Raw genomic sequence first — 20,901 nt, 5'->3', positions numbered from 1 at the left:
CGCACTGAGAGTGAGTGAACGATATAACACATTTAACGTGGATTGACATCATATCGTGTCCACAACCTCAAAAATTCGACAACACCGGCGAAGACATGGAGGACCTGATTTCTATCGGCACCATCGGCCTGATCAAGGTTATTGGGAGCTACCGCCCGAACAAGGACGTATCCCTGCATTATACGGAAATAGTATTAAGAAAATAGATATTCAATATTGGATGGATCTTTCTACTACGTGCTACAATTGTGTCAAATTGTATTACGTAAGGGATGTGTGAGGATGGAGACAAGTGAACGGGGGAATCCGTTTGATTTACAAAAAGTTAGCATAATGGAAATCCAGGATCTATTTGAAAGTGGAAAATTTACCTCGGTTGAACTTGCTCAATTGTATGTGGATCGCATCAAATCAATGAACTCAAAAGGTCCAAGTTTGAATGCTGTTCGTTCCCTAAACCCCAACTGGCTGGAAGAAGCCGAAGCAGCCGACAAGGCTCGTCAAGATGGAAAACATCTCGGACTTATGCAAGGTATCCCGGTTTTATTGAAAGACAATATTGATGTCAAAGGTATGCCAACGACCGGAGGGTCTCTGGGGCTTGTGAATTCTTATCCGGAAATTGATGCTCCGCTGGTTCAATCACTAAAAAAGGCCGGTGCCGTTATTTTGGGTAAAACCAATTTACATGAGCTTTCTGGATGGGTAACCTTTAATTCTCCGCAATCATATAGCTCACTTGGGGGTATGGTAAGAAATCCGTATGATGCCAGTTTACCACCTGGCTCGTCCAGCTCCGGCTCTGCTGTGGCGGCGGCTGCAGCCATGTGTGGCATCGCCGTAGGTACGGATACTGGCGGGTCCATCATAAACCCTACCGCGATTGAATCATTGGCTGGAATGCGCCCAACCGTGGGGCTAATTAGCCGAACAGGCATTCTTCCCATCAGTAGCAGTCAAGACACTGCTGGACCTATGGGAAGAAGCGTGACTGATATTGCGATTGCTCTGACAGCTATGACAACAGGATCTGATCCTCTGGACAATGCAACACTGGAAAGTGAACCTTATCAAGAATTTGATTATGTGAAATGCTTAACCAAAGACGCGCTCCAGGGCGTTCGTATAGGCGTTCCCATCGTTCAAGTCTCTCAGGACAAGAAATCATTATGGACGGATGCCTTGGCTAAACTGGAGGAGCTGGGCGCAGTCCTAATCAATATTCCACTCGACATGAGCGGTACCAAAATCGGTGATCATTTTGTCTGCAGCTATGAATTTAAAATAACCATGCAGAAATATTTGGATCGTCTGCCCACCAACGCCCCCATCAAGACCGTTGCTCAATTGTTTCAATATTACCGGGACCATCCCGATACCATGCTCAAATACGGAGCCGATCATTTATTCAACTCCGAAAAGGTTGACCTGATCAAAGAGCATAAGCGAGCCATAGAGGCCCGTCAAAAAGAGCTGATGCACTCTAAAGATGTCATCGACCGCTTGGTGCAGATCTATGAAGTTGGTGCCTTTGTTTTTCCGGATGGGAAATCAGTCGTTATGGCCCAGAAAGCGGGATATCCTGCTATCGGAGTGCCCGCCGGATTCCAAGCCGCCAACCGTAATCCGTTTGGCATATCTTTTCTGGGCAGCGCGGCTTACACAGAGGATAAGCTGCTTAGTTATGCCTTCGCTTACGAACAAGCAACTCTGCATCGTAAACCGCCCGAGGAGACCAATCCTTCACTCTTTATGAGTGCTCAGGATCATTTTCCCTATTGTACACCTTAGTAAATGAATACCGAAATAATCAAAAAAGAGCGGGTTATCGCAAAGATGTCCGCTTTTTTTGTGCGAAATATCAATAGTACTTGATATTCTGTTAGAAATGTTGGAATTTTCCCCATGCCGTTTTGAATTCATTCTTATTCTCTGTCTTATCTTTGAGCTTATCTTAATGGCATTACCCCTTTAGGTCAGCTTCTAATTCTACCTTAACAAGCATTATAGAGATTCAAACATTGTGCCTACACTATATATGATTTATATATTACTTACATATTTTTTATGTATTTATTTTATACAACCTTTTTATGATACTATCATTACTAATCTTGTGTATGTGAGAAATTATAACACGACTCTTAACTGAGTCCGCACATATGCCTGGATTGTAAAATTTCAAGATGCAAAGGGGTAAGTCGATGAATCATAAACATGTTGCGTCAGAAGTTCTGAATCTTGTAGGCGGGGAACAAAATGTTGTGGACGTTGTGCATTGCGCGACAAGACTGCGCTTTAAATTGGCTGATTCGAGTCAAGCTAATAAAAGCAAGTTAGAGGAAATGCCGGAGGTTATTACGGTGGTTGAGAGCGGCGGTCAATATCAGGTCGTCATCGGTAATGAAGTTGCTCATGTTTATAAGGAACTGGAGAAACTAGTGCATTTGGGAACATCGACGGATAAGAAAGAGGTAAAATCAGATCAAACCTGGGTTGCCAAAGTGTTCGAAGTTATTTCGGCCAGCTTTTCTCCTTTGATTCCAGCACTTGTAGGCGCAGGTATGATAAAAGCACTGCTATCCTTATCCTTGTTTTTCGGCTGGCTGCCGGCAGACTCAGGTACGTATTTAATTTTGTCGGCTGCAGCCAATGCGATCTTTTACTTTCTCCCGATTTTTCTTGGCGTTACCGCATCTAAAAAAATGGGTGCCAACCCATATATCGGTGGTATGATCGGAGCTTCGTTGTTGGAACCTAATTTTACTGGATTACTTGCCAATGGAACACATTCGAGCTTTTTGGGGATTCCTGTAGTTTTGTTTGACTATTCCTCCTCCGTATTCCCTATATTTATTGCTTCCATAATTTATGCCATGCTGGATAAGCTTTTGAAAAAAGTTGTATATAAAGATATTCAAATGTTCGTGGTGCCTACACTATCTTTGCTGGTCATGGTTCCTTTCACTGCCCTAGTATTCGGTCCCTTTGGCGTATACGTTGGGGAAGCTATCGCCTCTGGAATTGATTTCCTCAGCCAATCGAGCAGTATTCTTACAGGCGTGGTCGTTGGTGGCTCCTTTACGTTCTTAACAATTCTTGGACTTCATTGGGGACTTATACCCATCATTCTGCAAGATTTAAGTGATGGTTCTTCCCCAATTCTTGCAATGTCTCATATGGGAACCTATGCACAAATCGGTTTGGCAATCGGAATTTTCTTCAGAGCCAGAGATAAGCGCATAAAGGCTATTGCAGGCCCTGCCGCCCTTACAGGTCTGCTATCGGGTGTTACCGAACCGATTATGTATGGGCTCATGCTCCGCTATAAGAGAACCATTCCTTATATTGTCATTGCTGGAGCCATCGGGGGCGGTATTCTGGGAGCGGTTCATGGTTCCCTTTCCTCATTTGTATTCGCTAGTATCTTTTCATTCGGTGCCTATCACCCGCTTGGAAAAGTACTCATCTGCATCGTTGCCGCTTTAGTGGTCGGCTTACTACTACCGCTGCTGTTTGGTTTCGAGAACAAGGGGAAACAGGAGGAAACTACTCAGTCAACGCCTGTAAGTTCACTGGTGGTGCCTTCTGGAGAAACACTACAATCCGAATCGATCGTCAGCCCGCTTATCGGTTCTATAAAACCGCTCAGCCACGTGGATGATCCTGTCTTTTCCACCGAAGCTATGGGAAAAGGAGTCGCTATCGAACCTACAGAAGGTTTGGTCTATGCTCCATTTGACGGCGTAGTTACATCGCTTGTTTCAAGCAAACATGCCGTTGGAATGACATCGGATAGCGGAGTTGAAATCTTGGTTCACGTCGGTTTGAATACCGTTAAACTAAAAGGGAAATATTTTACCTCGTTCGTTAACGAAGGCGATCGGATTCGAAAGGGTGATAAATTACTCGAGTTCGATATTGAGAAAATCAGAGAAGCAGGATTCAGTGTCACCACACCAATCATCGTCACAAATACATTTAATTATCAACAAATTACCCATTCTGAGAAAGAACGCATTAGCTCCAATGAGAATTTGCTGTTAGTCAGCATCTAAAAATATCTTTTTTAAGGAGGACAAAAATGAGCAGACCCGATACAGTATCCTTTATGAACGATCAGCTTGTTAACACCACACCTATTAAGGTGGCAGCAGTAAATGCTGAGTCCGCTGCAAATTATAATTTACAGGCCGGATTGAAAAAAGCGGATAAAATTATCAAAGAAGCGAAGGAAGCTGGAGCAATATTAGTTGCCTTCCCCGAGCTATGGCTTCCCGGATTCATGAATGGCGGAAATAAAAGGAAAACGAAGGGTGTACCGCCCGAAAGATTTCAGGATTATATTGATCATTCAATTGAAGAAGGAAGCGCGGAATGGACGTCTGTTTTAGAACTTGCAAAAGACAACGAAATCTATTTGTCTATGAGTATTTCCGAAAAGAATACGACTAATGCTGCCCTGTATATGACACAGCTTCTCATTAGTCCTGACGGAAAGGTACTTGATAAGAGAAGTAAAATTAATCCCTCCGGAGGAGAACGAAGCTACTTCGCTGATATGCCAATAGCAGAAAACCTGAATGTCGTAAACACCCCATTGGGGCGCATTGGCCAGCTTTCCTGCGGTGAACATTTAAAGCCGTTGATGACATATCCGATGATGGCCCAAGCTGAGAATATTCATGTCGTTGCATTCCCTTACAATATTTTAGGCGACGAAGCGGAATGGTGGGAAACCTATAACTTGAATAAAACGGTCGCATCTTACTATGCCCTTGCTTCCGGCAGTTGGACCATTCTTACATCTGTTGGTACATCTGCTATTATAAATGGGGTAGGAGAAGTAATTGCAGAAGCCGATAATCAAAATAGCAATTTCGCTATTGCAGAAATAGAACGCACTACATTTAATAATATGGACAAAAGGACAAATAATTTCTCTTCTCAAGTTCTCGAATTAATAGAAGAAACTTATTTAGCGAAATCACCAAATTCCAAATAACCGATCCTGTCATCGAAAGTTACAACGAGCCGAACGCACCATCTCTGAGCTTGTCCATTTACTGGCGCAGTTATTGACGGTGCGGTAGGCGAGAGTCAGCTTTTAGGAGGCTGATTTAGCAAAATAGCTTGATCGCAACGGGAAGGTTGTCAAAAGCGGCTACTACCGAATCTTCAGAATGGGAAATATTGTACTGGCCATATGAGCTCTCACATTGATTTTCAGGCTGATCAAGGCCATCGAGAGCTGTCGGCCGAATAAAGGCACGATCCTATAGGTACGGACAAGGAAGGGGACGAAATGACGCGGATAAATAGAAGGGCGCTGATGAAGATGTAGCATGAGTTTTATATGGGCGAAGCGGTGTGGGTTGAAATCACAAAAGAAAGCAACTTGTCTGCAGACGAGTTGCTTTCTTTTGTGCATTTGTTTCGGAGGGGGATCATCAGCGACCATTAAGCGTGATGATCCCTTCTATATAGAACGCAAATTAATAAACTAACAAATCTCTCTAGCCGTCAAATCGGTGAATTACTGGGCCGTACGCGTCAAACGGTCAGCATTTATTGGCACAGCTATCAATCTCAAGGTCTGAATGGTCTAGAAATGGAACATTCCCCTGGACAACCGACAAAACTTACAGAAGAACAGTTGTTTAATACGTGAAAAATTTATACCATACACTACTTATTATCATCCAGTAAGTAATAAAAGGAAAAGCGAGTTCTTATAGAACGAGGAAGATTTGATAACATTATTTTTAGAAGAAGCTGTCCAAATGCATCCAACATTATAAACGATGTTAGGACTTGAAAAGGCTTGTCAATAAAGACCTATTTTAATAACATCTTTAGGTATTAACGAATTATCTCAATTATAATGCTCGAAAATACGATTCATCTCATCTATAGTTGTTCATTGTCTCAAGCATATAATGAAAAAAGCAGCCTTTTGGCTACTTTTCAGTCTCAATTATAACCGTTACTCACACTGTGAGTTGTAATTCATCTTGTCACCGTTTGAACCGTCATTTGGCACAGGTTTGTAACGATTTTTGGCACAAGTATTTTAGCCCTGATGGTCAAGAACCCTTGATTATCAGGGCTTTTTTTGAGGCGGACATTATAATGAAAATAGGCTGTAAGAGATTAAGCTCACGGGCTGATTTGCTCAATCATTGGGCTTATGGGAGCGATAGTCCGGCTAATCTGAGTCGTTATGCAAAAGAAGATAATAATTGGTTGAATCTATCGCGCTCCTCTAAAAAAGCGCAATGACCGCTGTAATGGAACGGAACTAGCTTCGAATTTTTGATGAGCTTATTTGTTTCCTCAGCTTTGGTAAACGGAACGACTTTATCATGAATTCCGTGAATAATTAATGTGGGTATATTGATCTGACCGAGATCGTTGTAAACATTTTCATCTCTGAGCGTTACCATAATGGCAGAAGTCGCCCAATTCGCCGCTTGTAATCCCATTGAAACGAACCAGTCGGATTTCGGATTGGAAATATACTGAAAGAAAAAAATTCCCGTTTGGTCTTGCAGCATTTGCGGTCGGTCATGATTTGTATTTTCGATGATTTTATTTGTAAATTCTTTCGGAACGCTAGATGGAGAGGCAGCGTCGATCAGGACGAGTTTAGATACCCCATACTCTTTGTGACGGGCCATATAACGAATCGATATCGCGCCTCCAGTAGAGTGTCCTGCAAGTGTTATGTTTCTTAACTGTAACGCCTCTATGACCATGCGGACATCATCCGCTAATCTATCGAAATTGTACCCGTCGAATGGTTTATCCGAATTGCCGTATCCTCTCCAGTCCATTCCGATACAACGATATCCGAGCTTAGGAAGGAAATTGAACTGATATTCGAACTGGTTATGGTTTAGCGGCCATCCATGAATAAAAAGTATCGTTTTATTTCCCTTCGGATTGATATCCTCTATAAATACTCTTACGCCCGGTTCCACAGTAACGAAGTATCCCAAGTGAATCGCCTCATTTTTTTAAAATGTAGTTTCCCTTTAAGATATTCGCCTAAGGTAAGGTGAATGCGTAATTTCGGCGCCGGGACAGATTATTTACAGCTGCCGCTTTCATGTTCCGGAGGCAGGAGCAAGCAGATGCAAGACAGCATCAGAGCAAAGTCCAAGCCTTGTTACGGCTTGGGCTTTGCTCTTTTTACTCTCCGGCATCAAAACTTTCAACCCTGATGTCATTTTTTTCAACCCTAAACGGGCGGCGATTAATTATATAATCAATTCAAGGCAACAAGCTATAAACACTGGAAGGAGGACGGCGGCTAGGTCAACACTAATGACAGGGGGAATAATGATGAAGAAAAAAACTTCGGTACTGGCATTGTTTTTAGTGCTCCTGATAGCGGTTACAGGATGCGGCGGAGGGGCTGGTAATGCAGGCACGACAGAAGCGGCCAGTACATCCGAAGGCTCCAATTCATCCGGGAAATCTGGAGACGGAAAAATTGTAATCGGTTTCTCGCAGACGGTTATGAATCACCCGTTCCGGATTGCCAACGTAGATACGGCAAAGAAGGCAGCCGCCGATCTCGGGGTTGAGATTATTGTGACAGATGGACAAGGGGACGCAAGCAAGGAAATCGCCAACATCGAGAGCCTGATCGCCCGCAATGTCGATGCCCTTATCGTGAGCAGCCTGTCGGGCAACGCGATCTATCCCGCATACAAGGAAGCGGAAAGAGCGGGCATCCCGCTGATTATCGCGGCCTCCGGCGTACCGGACGATGACAGCATTCCTTATACGACATTCGTTGCTTCGGATGAGGTGACGATGGGCCAGCAGGCGGCGAAGTACATTGCCGACAAGATGGGCCAAAAGGGCAATCTGGTCATCCTCAACGGTGTCGTCGAGTCGACCAACTCCCAGCTTCGTACGCAGGGATTCATGCCGGAGATTCAAAAGTATCCGGATATCAAGATCGTGGCAGAGCAATCCGGAGAATGGCTGCGGCTGCCGGCGATGCAGGTGATGACGAATATTTTGCAGGCCAACAGCAAGATTGACTTCGTGTTCGCCCAGAATGACGAGATGGCGCTCGGCGCAATTGAAGCCATTAAGAAAGCAAACCGGATGAGCGAGATCAAGGTGGTCAGCATGGACTCCCAGAAGGAAGCGCTGGAGAAGATCAAGAACACGGATGAGCTGATGATGACCGTGAAAAATGAATGGAGCTTCGAGACGGCTGTGAAGCTGGCAATCGATGCGGCGAACGGCAAAGAGATTCAGAAGAGAGTGATTCTGGACTCTCCTGTAATCGATAAGTCGAATGTCGATAACTTCTACGATCCGAATTCAACTTTCTAAAGGAAACATATCAGACAACACCAATCCAAATATAAATTCAGGAGGAATTCATCATGGGTTTTGAAGACGTATTGCACGAAATTCCGGTAACCGAGTACAAGGAACGTTTGCAGAAGGCAAGAGTGAAAATGGAAGCGGAAGGCCTGGACGGGCTGCTGGTGTATTCAGACTCGTACCGTATGAGCAATGTCCGCTGGTTAGCCAACTATCGCGCATTCGACGGGGTATTCCCGTATCCGGCTATGGTGTTTATCCCGCTTGACGGCGAACCTACACTGTTCGCGGAAGGCAGTCTGGTATCCTATGCCGCCGACGAGACATGGTTCTCCGATGTAAGAGGAATCCGCCAGGAGCTCGGCAATGTGCTGAAGGATTTCCAGAAAGGCAGAAATTCCGCAAAGATCGGCCTCAGCGGCTCGAAATATTGTGCGCTTGAATTCTATGAGACGATCCGCGACAGTCTGAATCCAACCTCGGTGCTGCAGAAGACCAATATTATCGAGTACCTGAAGTCGATTAAGAGCGAAACGGAAATCCGTAATATGAAAGTAGCCGGCCGACTGGCGGACATGGGGATTGAAAAAATCCACGAGCTGCTCGCCACCGAACGTCTGACCGAGAGAGAAGTGACACGTCAAGCGATGGCGCACATGTTCGCTAACGGTGCGGACACCGTGTCGTTCGACATGATGGTCCAATCAGGACCGAACTCCGGGGACTTCTTCCTGGCCCGCCCGCGTGACCGCGAAATTGTCAAAGGCGACACGATCCTCATCGATATCGGCTGCCGTTATAACGGATATTCGTCCGATATGGCGCGTGGTGTAGCTTACGGCAAGGTGGATGCGGAGAAACAGCGCCTGCTCGATACCTGCCTGGAAGCATGGAGAGCGGGAATGTCCGCTCTGAGACCGGGCATGACCGGCGCGGAGGCCGATGTGGCCGCCAACGAAGTGCTGAAGCGCGAAGGTTATCCGCATATGGCCGGTGAAGGCCGCGGCTGCGCCCACTCCACAGGTATGGATCCGGAGGAGGAAATTCCGGTAGTAGGCCCGGACAGCCAGGATATTCTGGTCGAGAACCAGACGATCGCATTTGAAATTACTCTGCTCATTCCCGGATATGCCGGTACCCGTGTAGAAGATACGGTTGTAATCCGCAAAGACGGACCGGAGTCGCTAACCAATCATCCATATGTCTGCAACTGGTACCAGGATTAAAATTTGAATTAGCAATGATGGCTTTGCTTCAGTAAGCAAAGCCATCATTGTCCCATTAAAAAAAGGGGAATCAGGCAGATGGAAACCATTCAGAAAGCCCGTACGCTCTTAAAACAGGAAGAGACGCTGCTGCTGCTGTTTATCGTAATCGTCACATTAATCTCTCCGATCTTCTCACCGGAGTTTTTCACTTCCTATAACTTCTCAAATCTGCTGCGGCAGATCTCCTATCCGGCCATCGTGTCGATCGGGATGCTGCTGACAGTACTGATCGGCGGCATTGACCTGTCGGTGGGTTCCGTGATGCAGGCGGTCAGTTTAACGGCTATTATGCTCGTTCAGCTGCAGGCGCCAACCGGCGTAATTGTGATTGTTGTCCTGGCACTGGGTTTGTTCCTCGGTCTCATAAATGGCATGCTGATTACCTTCGGGAAGCTGCAGCCATTCATCGTAACGCTAGGAACCAAGGTAATTATCGACGGAACCACGCTGTTTATGACGAAAGGCAAAGGCATCAGCGGAGATGCGAGCGACAGCTTCCTTTCCATTGGCGGGGGGTACATGGGGGCTATTCCTAATCCTGTCATTATCATGCTGGTGTTGTACATCATCGGGTTCATTCTGCTGAACAAAACGATCTTTGGGCGGCAGATATACAGTGTAGGGTCCAACCGGGTGGCGGCTTACAACTCGGGCATCAACGTTAAAAAAGTACAGCTGAGCGTTTATACGCTGTCCGGATTGTTCGCTGCGATAGCGGGGCTGCTGATTGCCTCCAGAACCGGCGCTTATCAGCCGATGTCCGGCAATAGCGGAGCAACAGGCATGGAGCTGAGTGCCATCGCCGCCGTCGTGGTGGGCGGAGCCAGCTTATCCGGCGGAAAAGGCACAATCTGGGGAGCATTTTTAGGTGCTCTGCTCGCCGGGCTGCTGTTTAATCTGCTCGTATTCCTGAACATGAATCCTTATATTCAGCAGTTCATTCTGGGCATCATCATTCTGGCTGCCGTCATCTTTTCCGCTTCCAAGAACCGCAAGTAATTACAAATCCATGTATATGACAAAGAGGGAACGATATGGATAATGTCATCCTTAAATTAGACGGAATCTCCAAGCAGTTCGGCAATCATTATGCGCTGAAAGATATTAACGTGAACATTAGCGAAGGGGAATTCCATGCGATTGTCGGCGAGAACGGGGCCGGCAAATCCACCCTGATCAAAATATTGTCCGGCGTTCATTTGCCTTCGGAAGGCAACGTTCATTTTAAAGGCCAGTCCGTCAAGTTCCTGTCGCCTTATATGGCGCAGAAGAGCGGGGTCAGCACGTTGTTTCAGGAAATTCAGGAGATTCCCGCGCTGTCGGTGGCGGAGAATATTTATCTTGGGAGAGAACCGCAAAAGGGTTCCCTGCTGCAGTGGAAGACGCTGTATAAGGAAGCGGGAGAGCTGCTGAACAATCTCGACATCAAGATTGACCCATATAAGAAAATGGAAGAGCTGAGCATCTCGGAACGAAAGATGGTCGAGATCGCCAGAGCCGTCTCGTTCAACGCGGAGCTGCTGATTATGGATGAACCTTCCGCGAATCTGAACGAAGACGAACTGGCTGTGCTGTTCAAGACGATTGCCGAGCTCAGAAAAAGAAAGGTAACGATCATCTATATTTCGCACCGGCTGCGGGAAATCTTCGCCATGGCTGACCGGGTTACCGTTCTGAGGGACGGACAGCATGTAAAAACGATGGATATCAAGGATACGGATGAAGCGCGGCTCGTCCAGCTGATGATCGGGCGGGAGCTGAATGAATATTATCCTGTGAACACGGAACAGATCGGTGCCAAAGTGCTGGAGATTTCTGATTTGAATGTGCCGGAGCTGCTGCATAATGTGAGCTTAAGCCTGAACAAACGCGAAATTCTCGGCATTGCCGGATTAGCGGGCTCGGGCGGAAATATTTTGACTAAAGTGCTGTTCGGGCTGGTCAAAGGCTATTCGGGCAAGATGGTGCTGGACGGCAAGCCGTTCGTTCCGAGAAATCCGCGGCAGTGCATTGCGGACGGGATTGCATTTGTGCCGGAGGACCGTAAGACGCAAGGGTTATTTCTGAATTTAAGTGTGCGGACCAATATGTCCATTACTTCGCTGCGCAAGTTCAGAACATTCGGTCTGATCAGTGAGCCGAAGGAAAGCAGGCAGGCCAATGAATTGGTGCAGCAGCTGTCGGTGAGACCGAAGAACATTAAGGCGCCGATCCGCTCTCTCAGCGGAGGCAACCAGCAGAAGGCGCTTATCGGACGCTGGCTCCTGGACAAGTATAAAATTCTTATTCTCGAAGAGCCTACCCGGGGTGTGGATGTCGGGGCCAAGATGGAAATTTACCAGGAAATCAACAAGCTGCTGAGCCAGGGCCTGTCCCTGATCATGGTCTCCTCCGAGCTTCCCGAGCTTCTGGGAATGTGTGACCGGATTCTTGTCTTCTCCGGCGGAACGATTACCGGCGAGCTGCAGCGGGACGAAGCATCCGAAGAGAAGATTATGGAATACGCACTGCAGGAGGTGAAATGAAATGAATATGGCGAAATGGAGAAGTTATCTTCCACTGGCAACCCTCATCCTGTTAATGATCGTAGGTTCACTCCTGTCCGATAAGTTCCTGACGTACGCCAATCTGATGAATTTGCTGCAATACAGTGCGGAAAGTGCGCTCATTGCCGTTGGAATGACACTTGTAATTCTTACGGGAGGGATCGATCTTTCGGTTGGCTCCGTTGTGGCTTTAACGGCGGTCGTCAGCGCCAATACGCAGCATTTGGGCGTGTGGGGCATTCTGGCGTTGGTGATCCTGATCGGCGCTCTTGTCGGTGCGCTCAACGGAGTCGTGCTGACGAAATTCCGGGTCGAGCCTTTTATGGCGACGCTGGCTACGATGGCGATCTTCCGGGCCGTTGCTCTCTGGTACACGAACGGCGGACCCATTATCGGAACGGTGACACCTGCGTTTTCGAATATAGCGAACGGAAGTTTGCTGGGCATTCCGCTTCCCGCCGTCTATGTCGTAGTGGTGTTCATCCTCGGATATTTTGTTCTGAATCGTACGCCGTTTGGCAGACATGTGCTGGCTGTCGGCGGCGGGGAAGAGACATCCCGGTTGTTCGGGATCAAGGTTGAGCGCGTCAAGGTGATCGTGTATATCATCAGCGGCGTTCTTGCCGCCCTGGCCGGGCTGCTGATTACTTCACGGATCGGCATGGGTGAACCGCGTTCGGGTTTTCAATTCGAGCTGGTGGCCATTGCCGTCGTGATTGTCGGGGGAACCAGCCTTACGGGAGGCCGCGGCACGATCGGCGGAAGCTTCATCGGACTGCTCATTTTCGCTGTGGTGATGAACATCATGAATCTGCTGAACATCTCATCCTTTGTCCAACCGATCGTGCGGGGACTGATCATTATCCTGGCCGCCCTGGCGATTTCCCGGATGGTAAAAGCGAAATCCGCAGCTGCGGAAGCTTCGTGAGCGAAAGATGCATAGCGAATGTGCAAAAGAGTAATGGCCGGACGGTCCCCATCATGGGGCGTTCGGCTGTTTTCATCATGTGGGAATAATGGCAATCCATGCTATATACGCGGCAGGCAGGTTAATTTTGCTTATTAACATGTAAAAGGATTCTTGGTAGTATAGGTACAACCTATGTTTGAAGGAGCTGCTGGATATTGAAGCGTGCACTGCTAACCTACCTGTCTTCCAGCGTAAAGCGTAAGATGATTCTGATGGTGGTAGTTATGCTGATTCTTGTAATCGCTATCATTGAGATTGTCACTTACGCCGTTTCTATTAATTTTCATCTGAACGATGCCAAGGCAAATGATACCCAGAAGGTACAATTTATCAGCGAGAATATGGACGATGCCATTTCTTACATGGGTAAGCTGATGGATAGTATTACCGAGGATTCAGAAATCCAGTCTATGCTGCTGCAGACGAACCAGCTTACCTATGAGAAGTTAAGTGCGCTGGAACAGCTGGTCGTTTCCAAAATCCTGTACTCCACCGACAAGCTGGAAACCGTCTATCTCTTCAATACGCAGCAGTTCCTGGTCAAGCTGAACTATAACACTTCCGGGAGCGTGAATAATAAGGACGACGTGCAGTCCGAGCTGAAGAAACAGCGTTATGACACGGTGGGAAGAATCACCTGGAGGGTCAACAAAGGGGTTATTTATATCGAAAGAGCCATCCGGGAACGGGATTCGCTCAAGATGCTCGGTTATATAACCATTTCGCTGAGGGACGATTATTTAAAACAACGCCTGCAATCCGAGCCTTACCGCTACAGCTATGTGTTTGATGAGCAGGATCGTATCGTTGTCAGCAGCAGCGAGGTTCTGGATATCCACGTGGATGATCTGCTCCGCCGCGCGAAATTGCAAGCCGCCGAGGGGCCTTCTGTATTGAATATGGAGCCGTACGGAAAAATGCTGTTCACAACCTTCATATCCGCCCAGGAAGGGTGGAGAGTAGTCTCGCTTGTGCCGCTTAAGGAAATCTCCAAAGGCACGGAACTGATCGGACGCTGGATCATCGCGATCGGAGTAATCGGCGTGCTGGTGGGCATCCTCTTGACCTGGTTCACGACCAGCCGCATAATCGCTCCGCTCCACGCGCTTAAGCAGGTTATGGATCAGGTGGAGACAGACCGTTTCGATCAGCAGGTCAGAATCAACCGGAGGGATGAGTTCGGGCGGCTCGGGCGCAGCTTCAACCAGATGATGGGCAAGATCAATTATTTGATCTCCGAGGTGTACCAGAAGGAGCTGGCCCAGCGTGAATCAGAATACCGGGCACTTAAGGCCCAGATTAACCCCCATTTTCTGTACAATACGCTGGATACGATCCGCTGGCTGTCCATGTACGGTGAGAATGACAAGATCGAGAATGTGACCATCTCCCTGGCGCAGCTGTTGAAGGCCAATCTGGCCGATCACCGGGAAATGGTGCCGGTCCGCTCGGAGCTGGAATATATCAATGCTTATTTGGCTATTCAGAAGACCCGTTTTGAGAGCCGGATCACGGTTTCAATCCACATGGACGACGACATTGCGGAGCTATGGATTCCCAGGTTTATTTTGCAGCCGATTGTGGAAAATTCGTTCGTGCACGGGCTGGAGAATAAAGTCGGTCCGGGCAACCTGAGCATAATCGGGATCATGGATGGAAGGAGCGTAAGATTCCGGGTGATTGACGACGGTGTCGGGATCGAGGAACAGAAGCGGGACCGGCTGCTGGAATTCACGGGCGAGGTGGACTTCGGCAGCGCCAAAGGGACAGGCAACGGAATGAGAAACGTACACAAACGGATTCAAATGCTGTTCGGCGAAAGCTACGGTCTGACGATCAACGGCATGCCAGGCAGCGGTACCATTGTCGATATTATAGTGCCTGTAATGGAGAATGTAACTGCGTCTCCCAATACTGCGGATAAAGGTGGGAAGCATATTGTATAAAATCGTGATTGTGGATGATGAAGACATCGTAAGCCGGGGACTGAGCGAGAAGGTAGACTGGAGCAAGCTGAACTGCACCGTATGCGGGACGGCCGCCAACGGACTGGAAGGCATAGAAGTCATTGAACGCTTTAAGCCGGATATCGTCATTACCGACATCAAGATGCCCGGGATGAACGGGCTGGAGCTGGCCGAGCATATCAAGCGTCATTATCCGGGGATGATCACGATTCTCCTGAGCGGATACAGTGAATTCGACTATGCCCGTACCGCAGTAAGGCATCAAGTATTCGATTATCTGCTCAAACCGATCAAGATTCCGGACCTCAATGCCTGCATTCTTAAGGCGGTGGACAGGATCAACGGCAAGAGAGCTTCTCTGCTGCAGGCGGCCAGTGACTCCAAGCGGGAGAACGCGGACATCGTGGAGGCGGGTATCCTCATGAATGTGATTGTGAACGGCAATAAGGATATTGCCGCTATGCGTACAAAGCTGAAGGATTACGGTATCCAGCTCGGCTGCGGTGTGGTCGTGGTGTTTGAGATGTATAATCCCTCGGATCTTTCTTATGAAGAGTATGCCTCCCTGTACCAGTATGCCGTCAACAATATAGTGAATGAAACGTACCACCGTTTCCAAATGGCGACCTCCATCGTGGATATGGAAGGGAAGAGTGTTGTCGTCGTCAAGTCTGATCCCGCCTTGCAGCAGGTGATTATCCGCAAAAGAGTGGTGGAAGCGACAACCGAATGTCTGGAGAACATCGAAATGTATTTAAAAAAGCAAATCAGCGTCGGCATCGGCACGGGCTTCCAGGAGATCAGCGAGCTGTACAGCTCCTTCCAGCATGCGCTTAAGCTGCTCGAGACCCAATTGTTCTGGGGAAGTCTGATGCCAAAGCTGCAGGATGCACTTCAGTGCAGCTCTGGCAAGCCGGCGTTGGGCCGTATGGATGCGGAATGGTTTGAGGCAATTTGTGACGGCGACGAGCCGAAAGCGAAACGGTATTTGGACAAATTCACGGCCGACATTAGAGCCGGCAGGAATAAAAGTATCGCCCTGAACTGCTGTCTTGACTTCCTGCTCGGCCTGTCCAAGCATGTACCGGAGTGGAGGATAAAGGACCAAATCACCGAAGCCATTGCGGGAATCACCGGACTGCGGACCTTCGAAGAATATACGGACCTGTTAAGCCGGATTACAGCCCTGGCCTGCGAGGAGGCCTTATGGAGGAAGGAAGAATCGATGGGAAGAAGCCTGGCGGAGCGGATCGCCCGGTATGTGGATGATCATTATGCCGAAGCCGAGCTGAATCTTCAATTGGTTGCAGACTTGTTCCATGTGAGCGCCAGCCATCTCAGCAGAATTTTCAAAAAAGAGCTGGGGACTAACTTTAACGAGTACCTGTCGCTCAAACGGGTGGAAAAGGCCAAGCAATTACTCACCGGCAGCCGGCGTTTGACCGTACTTGAAGTTGCCCACCGGGTCGGGTTCGCGGACGGCAAATACTTCGGGCAGGTGTACAAAAAATATTATGGAATAACACCCTCGGAATATAAAGAAACCTTGTTCGGCCCCCGCTGCAATGCGTTATAACGCCAGGAGGGCGCACAGCAAAAATCTCTATCCCCGGCCGGTTTGGCAAAACAGGCGGGGATAGAGATTTTTTATTTGATGCCCTGCTTTTCGATTTCCGCCTTGGCTTCATCCAGCGCCTGCCTGGCCGTCTTCCTGCCGGTGAGCGCCGAGGTGATGGCATCCTGCAGCACACCCGACCACTCCACATAAGATGACATGCTCGGCCTGTTGATCGCATATTCGAATTGTTCGGTCATCAGGTTCCGGTTCAGGTATTTTTCCTCATTCTCGAACTGGTCAATCTGCTCGTTCCAGACTGAAAGGCCTCCAATTTGGTCCTTGGCGGACACTTCATTTCTCATGCTGATCGTCAAATCAATAAATGTCCAGGCCCAGTCTTTATGACGTGAAGTTCGGGTAATGCCGAGTGCGCCGCCCCCGGTAACGGTGGAGCTTCTTTGATATCCCTGGAAACCGGGCACAAGCGCCATTTTAAAGCCGGGTTTGCGGCTGAGGATCGGATCGGCATAAGCCCAGCTGATCAAAAAAGGCGTCTTGCCCTCCGCGAAGGTCTCAATAGCAGACATATCGCTTGCAGTCAGGGAAGCGGGATCGGATAAACCGCTGCTCCGCAGGGTGTTCACCATAAATTCCAGCGCCTGCACGCCGCCGCCCTCATTGAATACCCAGCGGCCGTTGGCATCCTTCGCCTGCACGCCAAGGGCGTTGGCCAGTAGCGTATAATCGGTGATCAGGCCTTCGCCCGGCTTCCAGCTCCAGATCAGGCCGTACTTGGCAAGTCCCTTATCCTGAATGTACTTCGCCATGTCCTTCAGTTCCTCCCAGGTGGCTGGAGGAGCATAAATGCCGGCGCTTCTCAGCATCGATTCATTATAGTAGAGGAACTTCTCTTCCATGATGACCGGGAAGGCATATAAATCGGGAAGCGCATACAAATCATTGCTGATGACCCGCTGATTATAAGCAATGGGTACCAATTTATCAATTACGCTTCCTGTGACATAGTTCCGCAGAGGCTCAAGCAAGCCGGTTCTGGCAAATCCGGTGGTCCAGACCGTATCGACCAGGATAATATCCAAATCTGTGCCTCCCCGCAGGATGCTGTCTTCTATCTGGTCATGCAGCGAGTTGATATCGGTGGAGCGGATATCGACTTTGATCCCATATTGCTCTTCATACCGCGCGGCAATTTTCCTGATATAAGGCAGATAGGAGTTTTCGATCAGAATGCTGATCTGGTCAGGACGGCCGGAGACCGGAGATGTTGATTGGGCTGCTTCATTTCCGGATCCGCGTTCATTCGAACGGGTGCTGAAGATGAAAATGGCTGCCAGGGTCAGGAGTGACAGGAATAACAGATAATAAAAAAGCTTGGATCTGAGCATAGACTTGTCCACACACCCCCCAAAGCAAAGTCGGGTTATCTTTCTCTAATAGTATAGTGGGAATATTTGATTAAATCGACTGAAAGGTTTTTCCGAATTTGCCATCCGCTTGATCTAATAAAATTTGAGATCATGTGGAATATGGGCATCAAAGATCATAGATACCTCATGATCATCAAAAAAGATGCTCAAAACTGGTCGACGACGGTTCCTCACAGCAGGAGTGTTCTCTTCACTAGTATTTTTTTATACTAACTTGTGAAATGAAGTATCTTTCGTTATAGTTGGATTAAATAAGATACAAAAAGCGGTGGGAAAATGGCAACTATTCATGATGTGGCACTCAAGGCAGGTGTATCGGTCACAACCGTATCTAGAGTTTTGAACAACCGTGGATATATCAGTGAAATGACCCGAACAAAAGTATTCGGCGCGATGGAGGAATTGGGTTACCAGCCGAACGAAATCGCTCGCTCACTGCTCCGTAAACAATCAAATTTATTCGGTCTTATTATCCCGAATGTATCCCACCCCTTCTTCAGTCAACTTGCGGATCGGATCGAATATCACGCGTATCTCGAGGGATACAAAGTTCTTCTATGCAATTCTCAGATGGATCCAGCTAAAGAGAGAGATTACATCGATATGCTTAAACGGAATCGGGTAGACGGCATAATCATGGGCAGTCACACGCTGGAAGTCGAGGAATATCGCAGCTTGAAGTCGCCTATCGTCACCATCGACAGGAAAATTTATGACAATATTCCTTACATTAGCTCTGACAATTATCGGGGAGGCCAACTGGCCGCAGAGCTTCTTGTGGCAAAGGGATGCCGAAAGATCGCGCATATTTGTGGTAACCTGGAGCTTCAGATGCTGTCCAATCAGAGAACGGATGCTTTTCTTGAGGTGACTATAAAGCATGGCGTTGAAAGTTTGGTAGTCGAGACGGGATTAAACGTTTTTGACGAGGACAAGTATGAGAAATTGCTGGGACAATTGCTCCAGGAGCACCCCGATATTGACGGCATTTTTGCCACGAGCGACATTTTAGCTGCCTATGCAATTAAGGAAAGCCTGAAAGCAGGGAAGAGAATCCCAGAGGATATCCGGATCGTCGGCTATGACGACGTAGGAGCATCACGATGGGTTCGGCCCGAGCTGACGACCATACGCCAGCCGATTGATGCTTTGGGCAAAATGGCCATCAAGCTCCTTCGCATGCAAATGGATGATGAGCGGGTGGCCTTTGAAAACATTTTGCCCGTGGAATTAATTGAACGCGCAACGACGTGAACCGAACAGGTCCGGTTCTCAGAGTGTCGAGAAACCCAGGTCATTTAAGACCTTGGGTTTCTTTTTTTACAAATTAAATTAATGTCAAACGATTGACATATGTCAAACGATTGACATATGTCAAAGGTTTGACATATAATCATAGTGCAAGTGAATGCAAGCGATTTCAAAACTTTCTATGGGGGAGTAAGTGGGATGAAAAAGAAATGGTTTAAAGGTTTGCTTTCCGTGGTGGCATTATCGCTCGTGATTTCCGCATGCGGCAATAGTAACGATGCGAACACACCGGCTGAAGGGTCGGAAGGAAAAGAAGTGAAGATCACGCTTTTGAACTCAAAAGGTGAAATTCAAACGCAGCTTGAAGAGGCAGCCAAGGAATTCCATGGAGATAACCCGAACATCACAATCGAGGTTACGGCGGCACCTGCGGGAACATCCCCTTTCGAGCGGGCCTCTACTTTATATGCTTCCGGAAACCCGCCGACCATGCTGATAATGGATACCGGAGATGTTGAGAAGTTTAAGGACCGTATCTTGGATCTGAGCGGTGAAAAGTGGAATGCCGATGCTGTTGAGAACGCGACAGTGCTCACCACATTTGACGGTAAGAATTACGCTTTCCCTCTTGCCATAGAAGGTTACGGCTTCATTTATAACAAAGCGGTACTGGATAAAGCGACAGGAGGAAACTTTGATCCTTCTACAATTAAGACGAGAGACGACATGGAAAATCTGTTCAAGCAGATTGAAGCCTCCGGTAAAAAGGCGCTGATCATTTCTCCAATGGACTGGTCGCTCGGCGCCCATTTCCTCCCGCTTGCCTATGCGGGACAAAACAAGGACATGGCGGAAGTGAATAAATTTATCGACGGACTGAAAGCCGGTACAGTCGACCTTTCTGCGAACAATGTTTTTAACGGCCTGATGGACACATTCGATGTCATGATGAAATACAACATCGACCAAAACTCCCCGCTTTCCGGCGTGTATGAGCGCGGCGGGGAGATGCTTGGCAAAGGCGAAGTGGGCATTTGGTTCCAGGGCAACTGGGCATGGCCGCAAATCAAGAGCTTTGATACCGCAAACGGCACTTACGGCTTCCTTCCCGTACCGGTCAGCAACAATGCAGCGGATTACGGCAACCAGGAAATTTCGTCGGCGGTATCAAAACGGATCATTATCGACAAGGAAAAGAGCACTCCGGCACAGCAGGAGGCAGCTAAGAAGTTCCTGAACTGGATGGTTTACGATCAGAAGGGACAGGATTTCCTCGTCAACAAGGCAAGCATCATTCCTGCTTTTAAAAACATTACGTTGCCGGCTGCCGATCCGCTCGGCCAATCGATCCAGGACTACATTGCGAAAGGCAAATCCGAACAATCGATGAGTACGCTGCCAGCCGATCATTGGGCAAAAGTCGGTGCCTCGATGCAAAAATATTTGAGCAAATTGGGCGATCGGGCTGAGTTGACTAAAGAAATTATGGAGTACTGGAAGAGTGTGAAGTAAAGATAGACGACTAACCAACCTTATTATTC

At 47.9% G+C, this 20,901-nt stretch carries 14 protein-coding genes and 1 pseudogene; 13 read left to right on the top strand and 2 right to left on the bottom strand.

From position 1 onward, the window contains the following. Positions 1 to 68 precede the first annotated feature (68 nt). From M2108_RS27645 to M2108_RS27630, 4 genes and pseudogenes are all read left to right on the top strand, one after another. A pseudogene (locus M2108_RS27645) lies at positions 69 to 176 on the top strand (RNA polymerase subunit sigma-70); the annotation flags it as partial. A gap of 106 nt (positions 177 to 282) precedes the next feature. Further along, on the top strand, positions 283 to 1,791 hold the full coding sequence (locus M2108_RS27640; protein ID WP_277472622.1) for an amidase family protein: 1,509 nt from the start codon (positions 283 to 285) through the stop codon (positions 1,789 to 1,791). Between the two features lie 413 nt (positions 1,792 to 2,204). Further along, on the top strand, positions 2,205 to 4,058 hold the full coding sequence (locus M2108_RS27635) for a beta-glucoside-specific PTS transporter subunit IIABC (protein WP_277472621.1): 1,854 nt from the start codon (positions 2,205 to 2,207) through the stop codon (positions 4,056 to 4,058). Between the two features lie 26 nt (positions 4,059 to 4,084). Continuing rightward, a complete protein-coding gene (locus M2108_RS27630; protein ID WP_277472620.1) occupies positions 4,085 to 5,005 on the top strand; it encodes a nitrilase-related carbon-nitrogen hydrolase in 921 nt (306 codons plus the stop codon). 1,216 nt (positions 5,006 to 6,221) lie between these two features. On the opposite strand, the gene M2108_RS27625 is transcribed toward M2108_RS27630, so the two are convergent. Then, a complete protein-coding gene (locus M2108_RS27625; RefSeq protein WP_277472619.1) occupies positions 6,222 to 7,001 on the bottom strand; it encodes an alpha/beta fold hydrolase in 780 nt (259 codons plus the stop codon). A gap of 343 nt (positions 7,002 to 7,344) precedes the next feature. Here M2108_RS27625 and M2108_RS27620 point away from each other — a divergent pair, with 343 nt between their 5' ends. From M2108_RS27620 to M2108_RS27590, 7 genes are all read left to right on the top strand, one after another. After that, the gene (locus tag M2108_RS27620) at positions 7,345 to 8,358 is read left to right on the top strand and encodes a substrate-binding domain-containing protein (protein ID WP_280777272.1); all 1,014 of its coding nucleotides are present in this window, start codon (positions 7,345 to 7,347) and stop codon (positions 8,356 to 8,358) included. 53 nt (positions 8,359 to 8,411) lie between these two features. Beyond that, on the top strand, positions 8,412 to 9,578 hold the full coding sequence (locus M2108_RS27615) for a M24 family metallopeptidase (RefSeq protein WP_277472617.1): 1,167 nt from the start codon (positions 8,412 to 8,414) through the stop codon (positions 9,576 to 9,578). Positions 9,579 to 9,656: 78 nt separating this feature from the next. Further along, positions 9,657 to 10,619, top strand: a complete 963-nt coding sequence (locus M2108_RS27610; RefSeq protein WP_277472616.1) for an ABC transporter permease — start codon at positions 9,657 to 9,659, stop codon at positions 10,617 to 10,619. 35 nt (positions 10,620 to 10,654) lie between these two features. Further along, positions 10,655 to 12,145, top strand: coding sequence for a sugar ABC transporter ATP-binding protein (locus M2108_RS27605; RefSeq protein WP_074083764.1), 1,491 nt, complete (start codon positions 10,655 to 10,657; stop codon positions 12,143 to 12,145). Position 12,146: 1 nt separating this feature from the next. Next, positions 12,147 to 13,094 (top strand): ABC transporter permease, encoded by a 948-nt coding sequence (locus M2108_RS27600; protein ID WP_277472615.1) that lies wholly within the window; start codon positions 12,147 to 12,149, stop codon positions 13,092 to 13,094. A 197-nt stretch (positions 13,095 to 13,291) separates the two neighbouring features. Beyond that, the gene (locus M2108_RS27595) at positions 13,292 to 15,082 is read left to right on the top strand and encodes a cache domain-containing sensor histidine kinase (RefSeq protein WP_277472614.1); all 1,791 of its coding nucleotides are present in this window, start codon (positions 13,292 to 13,294) and stop codon (positions 15,080 to 15,082) included. Continuing rightward, on the top strand, positions 15,075 to 16,679 hold the full coding sequence (locus tag M2108_RS27590) for a response regulator (protein WP_277472613.1): 1,605 nt from the start codon (positions 15,075 to 15,077) through the stop codon (positions 16,677 to 16,679). The genes M2108_RS27595 and M2108_RS27590 overlap by 8 nt, the downstream gene beginning before the upstream one ends. A gap of 71 nt (positions 16,680 to 16,750) precedes the next feature. Here the strand turns inward: M2108_RS27590 and M2108_RS27585 are convergent, their stop codons facing one another. Continuing rightward, the gene (locus tag M2108_RS27585) at positions 16,751 to 18,079 is read right to left on the bottom strand and encodes an extracellular solute-binding protein (protein ID WP_277472612.1); all 1,329 of its coding nucleotides are present in this window, start codon (positions 18,077 to 18,079) and stop codon (positions 16,751 to 16,753) included. A gap of 306 nt (positions 18,080 to 18,385) precedes the next feature. On the opposite strand from M2108_RS27585, the gene M2108_RS27580 reads away from it, so the two are divergent. Both M2108_RS27580 and M2108_RS27575 read left to right on the top strand, forming a co-directional pair. Beyond that, the gene (locus tag M2108_RS27580) at positions 18,386 to 19,363 is read left to right on the top strand and encodes a LacI family DNA-binding transcriptional regulator (RefSeq protein ID WP_277472611.1); all 978 of its coding nucleotides are present in this window, start codon (positions 18,386 to 18,388) and stop codon (positions 19,361 to 19,363) included. Positions 19,364 to 19,558: 195 nt separating this feature from the next. Next, complete coding sequence (locus M2108_RS27575) at positions 19,559 to 20,872, top strand: ABC transporter substrate-binding protein (RefSeq protein WP_277472610.1); 1,314 nt, start codon at positions 19,559 to 19,561, stop codon at positions 20,870 to 20,872. The last annotated feature ends 29 nt before the right edge of the window (positions 20,873 to 20,901 follow it).

The sequence above is a fragment of the Paenibacillus sp. PastM-3 genome (genome assembly GCF_029893965.1).
GTDB lineage: Bacteria > Bacillota > Bacilli > Paenibacillales > Paenibacillaceae > Paenibacillus_AQ.
The sequence above is the reverse complement of the archived record's forward strand: the minus strand, read 5'-3'. Positions and strand labels throughout refer to the sequence as shown.